This is a genomic window from Polaromonas sp. P1_G4, assembly GCF_056405475.1.
Map to the genome: position 1 here is coordinate 1 of NZ_JBFUCA010000175.1, position 7,837 is coordinate 7,837.

The 7,837-nt window shown below is 61.3% G+C and carries 12 protein-coding genes; 11 read left to right on the forward strand and 1 reads right to left on the reverse strand.

From position 1 onward, the window contains the following. The first annotated feature begins 120 nt into the window (after positions 1 to 120). The 11 genes from hisH to tatC all read left to right on the forward strand — a co-directional run bounded on the left by hisH (position 121) and on the right by tatC (position 6,412). Positions 121 to 810: an imidazole glycerol phosphate synthase subunit HisH gene (gene hisH, locus AC1D1X_RS10685; protein WP_477669864.1), complete on the forward strand. Its 690-nt coding sequence runs from the start codon at positions 121 to 123 to the stop codon at positions 808 to 810. A gap of 94 nt (positions 811 to 904) precedes the next feature. Continuing rightward, entirely contained in the window at positions 905 to 1,645 is a 741-nt protein-coding gene (hisA, locus tag AC1D1X_RS10690; RefSeq protein WP_477658834.1) for a 1-(5-phosphoribosyl)-5-[(5-phosphoribosylamino)methylideneamino]imidazole-4-carboxamide isomerase, read from the forward strand. 16 nt (positions 1,646 to 1,661) lie between these two features. Next, positions 1,662 to 1,955, forward strand: coding sequence for a hypothetical protein (locus tag AC1D1X_RS10695; RefSeq protein ID WP_477669863.1), 294 nt, complete (start codon positions 1,662 to 1,664; stop codon positions 1,953 to 1,955). 58 nt (positions 1,956 to 2,013) lie between these two features. After that, entirely contained in the window at positions 2,014 to 2,814 is an 801-nt protein-coding gene (gene hisF / locus AC1D1X_RS10700) for an imidazole glycerol phosphate synthase subunit HisF (protein ID WP_477669862.1), read from the forward strand. 199 nt (positions 2,815 to 3,013) lie between these two features. Further along, complete coding sequence (gene hisI / locus AC1D1X_RS10705; RefSeq protein WP_477669861.1) at positions 3,014 to 3,439, forward strand: phosphoribosyl-AMP cyclohydrolase; 426 nt, start codon at positions 3,014 to 3,016, stop codon at positions 3,437 to 3,439. Beyond that, positions 3,426 to 3,809 (forward strand): phosphoribosyl-ATP diphosphatase, encoded by a 384-nt coding sequence (locus AC1D1X_RS10710; protein WP_457279706.1) that lies wholly within the window; start codon positions 3,426 to 3,428, stop codon positions 3,807 to 3,809. The genes hisI and AC1D1X_RS10710 overlap by 14 nt, the downstream gene beginning before the upstream one ends. 77 nt (positions 3,810 to 3,886) lie before the next feature. Then, a complete protein-coding gene (locus AC1D1X_RS10715; RefSeq protein WP_477669860.1) occupies positions 3,887 to 4,234 on the forward strand; it encodes a DUF4870 family protein in 348 nt (115 codons plus the stop codon). A 23-nt stretch (positions 4,235 to 4,257) separates the two neighbouring features. Beyond that, positions 4,258 to 4,617: a histidine triad nucleotide-binding protein gene (locus tag AC1D1X_RS10720; protein WP_477669859.1), complete on the forward strand. Its 360-nt coding sequence runs from the start codon at positions 4,258 to 4,260 to the stop codon at positions 4,615 to 4,617. Positions 4,618 to 4,792: 175 nt separating this feature from the next. Beyond that, positions 4,793 to 5,032, forward strand: a complete 240-nt coding sequence (gene tatA / locus AC1D1X_RS10725; protein WP_477669858.1) for a Sec-independent protein translocase subunit TatA — start codon at positions 4,793 to 4,795, stop codon at positions 5,030 to 5,032. Between the two features lie 41 nt (positions 5,033 to 5,073). After that, positions 5,074 to 5,541, forward strand: coding sequence for a Sec-independent protein translocase protein TatB (gene tatB, locus AC1D1X_RS10730; RefSeq protein ID WP_457279703.1), 468 nt, complete (start codon positions 5,074 to 5,076; stop codon positions 5,539 to 5,541). Positions 5,542 to 5,611: 70 nt separating this feature from the next. Beyond that, on the forward strand, positions 5,612 to 6,412 hold the full coding sequence (tatC, locus tag AC1D1X_RS10735; protein ID WP_477669857.1) for a twin-arginine translocase subunit TatC: 801 nt from the start codon (positions 5,612 to 5,614) through the stop codon (positions 6,410 to 6,412). Positions 6,413 to 6,542: 130 nt separating this feature from the next. On the opposite strand, the gene AC1D1X_RS10740 is transcribed toward tatC, so the two are convergent. Continuing rightward, a complete protein-coding gene (locus tag AC1D1X_RS10740) occupies positions 6,543 to 7,700 on the reverse strand; it encodes a S1C family serine protease (protein ID WP_477669856.1) in 1,158 nt (385 codons plus the stop codon). Between the last annotated feature and the right edge of the window lie 137 nt (positions 7,701 to 7,837).

Sequence of the window (7,837 nt, forward strand, 5' to 3'; positions counted from 1 at the left end):
TTCGCACTCAACGCCGGGAACACGTCCAATCCTTGTTTTAATGCCTGTTTTTGCCTCCAGACCAATGGTGACGGGCGCAAGCAGCTATTAAATTCGTAGCAAACTACCTTTCGACTTTCAATGGCAAAACCCAAAACAGTCGCCGTGGTCGACTACGGCATGGGCAACCTGCACTCCGTGTCACAGGCTGTTCGCCATGTGGCGGGCGGCAGCGGCTTTGACGTGCTGGTCACCTCCCGGGCCGAAGATGTGATGTCGGCCGAACGCATCGTGCTGCCTGGCCAGGGCGCCATTGCCGACTGCATGCGCGAGCTCGCAGATTCCGGCATGCTGGAGTCGGTGCTGCACGCTGCGGCCAACAAGCCGCTGTTCGGTGTTTGTGTTGGCATGCAGATGCTGCTGAGCCACAGCGACGAAGGCCAGCCCGGCGACGGCGGCGTGGGTACCACCGGCCTCGGATTAATCCCTGGGGAGGTCACCAAATTCGAGCTGGCCGGCAAAATCCAGCCCGACGGCAGCCGTTACAAGGTGCCGCAGATGGGCTGGAACCAGGTTTACCAAAATGGTGCGGGCACGGCCAGGGCCCACCCGGTCTGGGCTGGCGTGCCCGACGGCGCGTACTTTTATTTTGTACACAGCTTTTATGCCCGGCCGTCGGATGCACACCACATCGCGGGGGAGGCCGACTACGGCGCGCGCTTTACGGCGGCGATTGCACGCGATAATATTTTTGCCACCCAGTTCCACCCCGAAAAGAGTGCCGACCATGGGCTGGCCCTGTACCGCAATTTCCTGCACTGGAATCCCTGAATACCTTGGGTCAGACCCGGTACCGGGGCGTCCGGCTTTTTGTTACCCTGAGCGTCCGTTTTGTACTTTACCGTTTTACCGTCTTTAACCGCACATGCTACTTATCCCCGCGATTGACCTGAAAGACGGTCACTGCGTCCGCCTCAAACAGGGCGACATGGATCAATCCACCATCTTCAGCGAAGACCCGGCCGCCATGGCGCGCAGCTGGGTCGACAAGGGCGCGCGGCGCCTGCACCTGGTGGACCTGAATGGTGCGTTCGCAGGCAAGCCCCGCAACGAGGCAGCCATCAAGCAGATCCTGGCGGAAGTCGGCAGCGAGATCGATGTGCAGCTGGGTGGCGGCATCCGTGACCTGGACACCATCGAGCGCTACCTCGATGCTGGCCTGCGCTACGTCATCATCGGCACGGCCGCTGTAAAGAACCCCGGCTTCCTGCAGGACGCCTGCACCGCGTTCGGCGGCCACATCATCGTTGGCCTCGACGCCAAGGACGGCAAAGTAGCCACCGACGGCTGGAGCAAGATGACCGGCCACGAGGTCATCGATCTCGGCAAGAAATTCCAGGACTACGGCGTCGAATCCATCATCTACACCGATATCGGCCGCGACGGCATGCTGACCGGCATCAACATCGACGCCACCGTCAAGCTCGCCCAGGCGCTGACGATTCCCGTGATCGCTTCGGGCGGCCTTTCGAACATGGCTGACATCGAAAAACTCTGCGAGGTCGAGGAAGAGGGCGTGGAAGGTGTGATCTGCGGGCGCTCGATTTACAGCGGTGATCTCGATTTTGAGAAAGCCCAGGCCAGGGCCGATGAACTGAACGGCTGAGACAGGACTTTCTTCATTGGAGAAGCCTGTTACTCCCAACTGGTTTTGGGCTATTTGGGGAGTCTCACTATTGGCTGCCGCTCCTCTCATGTTTGTGGCCGGTTTCGTCATCTGGTTCGGGCTTGATACCGCGTCTTATCTTGTGGGATTGTGCGCATTAGCCGCGTTGGCAGTCTCGATTTTTGTTTACTGGCATATTCATCAGCACATTGACGACTACTGGCAAAAGAACGAGGCTTACAGATATGCTGTTTTCACCGTACTGACTCTTCCTGCCGTGATTTACCTTGTTCTGGATTCCGCCTTGTAGCCGGCCACACTTCTCATTCGCCTTCTGTGGCGTTCCAACGCCTTCTTCATAGATTTCCATGCTCGCTAAACGAATCATTCCCTGCCTCGACGTCACCGGCGGCCGCGTCGTGAAGGGCGTCAACTTCACCCAGCTGCGTGACGCAGGCGACCCGGTGGAAATCGCCGCGCGCTACAACGAGCAGGGCGCGGATGAGCTCACCTTCCTCGACATCACGGCCACCAGCGATGGGCGTGACCTGATCCTGCCGATCATCGAGGCGGTTGCATCCCAGGTCTTTATCCCTCTTACCGTGGGCGGCGGTGTTCGCACCGTTGAGGACGTGCGCCGCCTGCTCAACTCCGGCGCCGACAAGACCAGCTTCAACTCGGCCGCCATCGCCAACCCGCAGGTGATCGCCGACGCTTCCGCCAAATACGGCTCGCAGTGCATCGTGGTGGCGATCGACGCCAAGCGCCGCGGCGCGGAAGACGAAAAGCGCCTCACACCCACCGGCGAACCGGTCGGCCCGGGCTGGGATGTCTACAGCCACGGCGGGCGCAAGAACACCGGCCTGGACGCCGTGGCTTGGGCCACCGAGATGGCGCGCCGCGGCGCCGGCGAGATTTTGCTGACCAGCATGGACCGCGACGGCACCAAGTCGGGCTTTGACCTGGCGCTGACCCGCGCGGTGAGCGACGCCATCAGCGTGCCGGTGATCGCCTCGGGCGGCGTCGGCAACCTGGAGCACCTGGCCGACGGCATACAAAACGGCGGCGCCGACGCGGTGCTGGCTGCCAGCATCTTTCATTACGGCGAATACACCGTTCAGCAGGCCAAGCAGCACATGGCAGCGCGCGGTATTCCTGTGAGGTTGTAGTTTTTAGAGTTTCGGCATCCAGCCCTTACCCCGCATGCGCAAGCAGCTATCGATTTGATAGTGACTACTTGCAAGCCGCCCCTGCTCCCCCAAACCAGCATGAGCCGCGGGACTGGCTTTGCCAGACCGCAGGCGGGCGGCCCCCTCGGGGGGCAGGGAGCTAAACGCAGTGAGCGACCGTGGGGGCGATAATACTTTTATGAACTGGTTAGATGAAGTCAGCTGGGATGACAAAGGCCTGATCCCTGTCATTGCGCAGGAAGCTTCCAGCGGCGATGTGCTCATGTTCGCCTGGATGAACCGCGAGGCGCTGCAAAAAACCGCCGAGCTGGGCCAGGCGGTGTACTACAGCCGCTCACGCGGGCGCCTCTGGCACAAGGGTGAAGAATCCGGCAACCAGCAAACAGTGCATGAAATTCGCCTGGATTGCGACAACGACGTGATCCTGCTCAAGGTGACGCAGCTGGGCCACACGCCGGGCATCGCCTGCCACACGGGCCGCCACAGCTGCTTTTTCAGTGTGTATAAAGACGGCCAGTGGGTGGTGACCGAGCCGGTCCTGAAAGACCCGACAACCATGTATAAAAAAGCATCAACAGACTCCGGCAAACATGACCACGAATGACTCCCTCCAGCGCCTGGCGCAGATCATTGAAAGCCGCAAGGCGGCCAACGGCGGTGACCCGGACACCAGCTATGTGGCTCGCCTGCTGCACAAAGGCCCCGACGCCTTCCTGAAAAAAATCGGTGAAGAAGCCACCGAAACCGTGATGGCCGCCAAGGACATCGACCGCGGGGGCCCCACGGCGGAGCTGAAGGGCAAGCTGGTCGGCGAAGTGGCCGACCTGTGGTTTCACAGCCTCATCGCGCTGGCGCACTATGGCCTCAGCCCACTGGACGTGATCGCCGAGCTGGAGCGCCGCGAAGGCACCAGCGGCATCGAGGAAAAAGCCTTGCGCAAGGCCCAGCACCGTGATGCGGCCGAAAAGCCCTGAGACGGGCGTTTCATGGCCCCCATCACMGTGGCTGATTTTTCTTCTCCCTGATATCGCTTTGACTGGAACCTGAACGCATGGAAACCGACCTGGCCGAATTCGAAGGCAAGAATCCCGCCGACCGCACCATCATGCATGTGCTGTACGGCCTGCACACGCTGGCCTGGTTCAGCGGCGGTGTGTTTGCGGTGATCGCCGTCATCATCAACTACATTCGCCGCGCGGATGAAACCGATGCGCTCTACATCGACCACCACAACTACATGATTCGCACCTTCTGGTGGACGCTTGCGTGGCTGGTGCTGCTGTCGCCGCTGTGGCTGTTGATTGTGCCGGGGTGGGTGGCCTATGGCATTGTCTGCCTCTGGTACCTGTACCGCTGCGTGCGTGGCTGGATGCGTTTTAGCAGCCACCGTCCTGCGTAATTTCCTTGAGTCACGACCCAGCCATGAACCATTCCGACACCTGCATTTTCTGCAAGATCGCTGCGGGCACCATTCCAAGCCGGAAGGTGTACGAAGATGACGAGCTGTACGCTTTTCACGACATCAACCCGTGGGCGCCCGTGCATTTCCTGATCATTCCCAAGGACCACATTCCGTCCATGGCCCAGGTTGGCCCCGAACACGCCGCCCTGCTGGGGCGCATGATGGTGCTGGCCCCCAAGCTGGCGATAGAGCAGGGCTGTAACCCTTATCCGGAGGGCGGCTACCGGATCGTGACCAATACCGGCGCCGAAGGCGGACAAGAAGTGCATCACCTGCACTTTCACGTGATCGGCGGCCCTCGTCCATGGCTGAAGGGCTAGAAGGGTTACAAGCCAAAGGGAACCCCGGTGCCCACAACCACACTAAACCGGTAGGCCAATGTGTGTAATCGGTTTTCCGGCAGACAGGGCCTTTAGAATCAACGCAATTACGTGCAAACCGCCCCAAACCGGCAATGTTGCATTTACACCTGTATTTACAGATTAGGAGCAAATCATGGGTTCATTTTCCATCTGGCACTGGCTGATCGTGCTGTTGATCGTGGTGATGGTTTTCGGCACCAAAAAGCTGAAAAACATGGGCAGCGATCTCGGCGGCGCCGTCAAGGGTTTTAAAGACGGCATGAAGGACGGCAGCCAGACGCCCGCCGACGTGCCCGTGCCGCCCGCCAGCGTGACCAACGCTCAGGCCACTGACAAAACGACAATCGACGTCGAAGCCAAGCAGAAGTCTTGAGCGCAATCATCTGACGCAACCTTCCAGCGACACCTTCTGCAGTGATTGATCTAGGCATCTCCAAAATGGCGCTCATCGGCGCCGTGGCGCTGATCGTTATCGGCCCGGAGAAACTGCCGCGCGTGGCGCGCACCGTGGGTACGTTGCTTGGTAAGGCGCAGCGTTATGTGGCCGACGTCAAAAACGAGGTCAACCGCTCCATGGAGCTGGACGAGCTCAAGAAGATGAAGGAAACCGTTGAGGGCGCCGCCCGTGACGTAGAGAACTCCATCCAGACCAACGCCAGCGATTTCGAAAAATCCTGGGCCGAGGCCACGGGAGAGTCGTCCTCCGGCGCTTTGCCGGGCATGGAAATCTTCCCCGAGTACAGGCACCCGAAAAAGAAGTGGCGGCTCAAGCAGGGCGCGACACCGCAGTGGTACAAGGCCCGTTCGGGCGTGCGTACCAAGGCCCAGTCCGGCGCGGCCCGCGTGGCGCGCTTCCGTCCGCAGCCGGGCCGCATGCCTTGAGCTGCTTTTCTGCTGATTCCTTCCTGTTTGCGTGCCTCCCCGCGCAGCCCCACCAGCGCAAATTCCCCTCATGAGCGATCCCCACACCGACAAGCCCGACGAACTCGCGGGCACCGAACAGCCTTTTGTGCAGCACCTCGTGGAGCTGCGCGACCGGATGATCAAGGCGGTGATTGCCATCGGCATTGCGGCCGCCGTGCTGGCGGTGTACCCCGGCGCCAGCGCCCTCTATGACCTGATGGCCGCACCGCTGGTGGCTACGCTTCCCAAGGGCGCCACGCTGATCGCCATCAGCGTGATCACGCCGTTCGTGGTACCCATCAAGATACTCTTCATGGCCGCCTTCATGATCGCACTGCCGGTGGTGCTGTACCAGGTGTGGGCCTTCGTCGCGCCGGGCCTGTATTCGCATGAGAAAAAACTGGTCATGCCGCTGGTGGTTTCCAGCACCCTGCTGTTTTTCATCGGCGTGGCGTTTTGTTATTACTTCGTGTTTGGCCAGGTGTTTGCCTTCATCCAGAGCTTTGCGCCCAAGTCCATCACGGCTACGCCGGACATCGAGGAATACCTGAGCTTCGTGCTGGGCATGTTCCTGGCGTTCGGGCTGGCCTTTGAAGTGCCGATTGCGGTCATTTTGCTGGTGCGCATGGGCATACTCACCGTGGCCCAGCTGCGCCAATACCGCGGCTATTTCTGGGTGATTGCCGCCATCGGCACCGCCCTGGTCACGCCGCCCGACGCCGGTTCCATGATCATGCTGCTGATGGTGGTGGGCGGGCTGTATGAGGTCGGCATCCTGGCGGCCCTGTTGTTCGTCAAGCACACCAAGGCGCCAGAGACCGACAGTGACACCGAAGCGGCCAAGCCCTGATTTTCCGCCGGGGCTGTTCAAAAAACCTTGGATAAAAATGGCTGCAGCCCAATATGGCCGGGCGCAAGCAGCTATTAACTCAATAGCACCTTCGCATTGATGGCTGCGGGCTCCCCGCCGCCCCGGCCGGTCAGCGCTGCTGAACCTTGGGCCGCTGGCGCTTGCCGGGCGTCACCGGGATCTCGGTCTGCTTGTCCTTGCGCAGCACCGTCAACGGCGCCGGCGTACCGGGCTTGAGGGCTGCCACAGCGGTCAACAACTGGCTCACGTTGCGCACGCCCTTGCCGTTCACGGCAGTGATCACGTCGCCGGGCAGAAGGCCGGCCTGCGCGGCCGGGCCGTTCTGCAGAACGCCGGTGATGATGACACCACCCTCTTTGGCCGCAGCTGCCGGAAGGCCGAATGTTTCAGCGAGTTCGGGGTTGAGGTCCTGCGGCTCCACGCCGATCCAGCCCCGTGTGACCTGGCCGTCCTTCACGATGCCGTCGAGCACCAGCTTGGCGGTCGACACCGGGATGGCAAAACCAATGCCCATGGAGCCGCCCGAGCGCGAATAAATCGCGGTGTTGATGCCCATCAGGTTGCCGTTCACGTCGACCAGCGCGCCGCCCGAGTTGCCGGGGTTGATGGCGGCGTCGGTCTGGATGAAATTTTCAAAGGTGTTGATGCCCAGCTGGTTGCGCCCCAGTGCGCTCACGATACCGCCGGTGACCGTCTGGCCCACGCCAAACGGGTTGCCGATGGCCAGCACGGCGTCGCCCACCTGCAAGGCGTCGGAGTTGCCCAGCACGATGACGGGCAGCTTGTCCAGGTCGATCTTGAGGATGGCCAGGTCGGTGTCCGGGTCGGTGCCTATGACCTGTGCTTTTGCCTTGCGCGTGTCGTTGAGGATGACTTCGATCTCGTCGGCGCCTTCCACCACGTGGTTGTTGGTCAGGATGTAGCCGCTGGCGCTGATGATGACGCCGCTGCCCAGTCCGCCCTGCGGTTCATTGGGGCTCTGGTCGCCGAAGAAAAACTTGAACCACGGGTCTTCGGCATGCGGGTTTTTGGCAGCGGCCTTGCTGGTGTTGATGCTGACCACAGCCGCCGAGGCAATTTTGGCCGCCGACGCGAAGCCGCTTCCGGCGCCGCCGCTGCGCGGCGCGCTGCCGGCCGGGGCCTCGATGACGGACACGCCCGGCATATTGCCGCGGTCCAGCCACTGCGGCTTGAGCGTGGCCACCACGAAGTAAGCCGCCAGCAGGACGGTGACGGTTTGGGAAAAAAGAAGCCAGGTGCGTTTCATGAGGCGTGAAGGTCGGCGTGCCGGTACGAAGGTGCGGAAGACGAAATGGGGCGGGAATCCGGGGCGGCACAGGGCCGGAAGGGGCGCGGCGCCAACTGATGGAGTTTATCGCTTCGGGTTCCCGCTCGCTGTAAGGA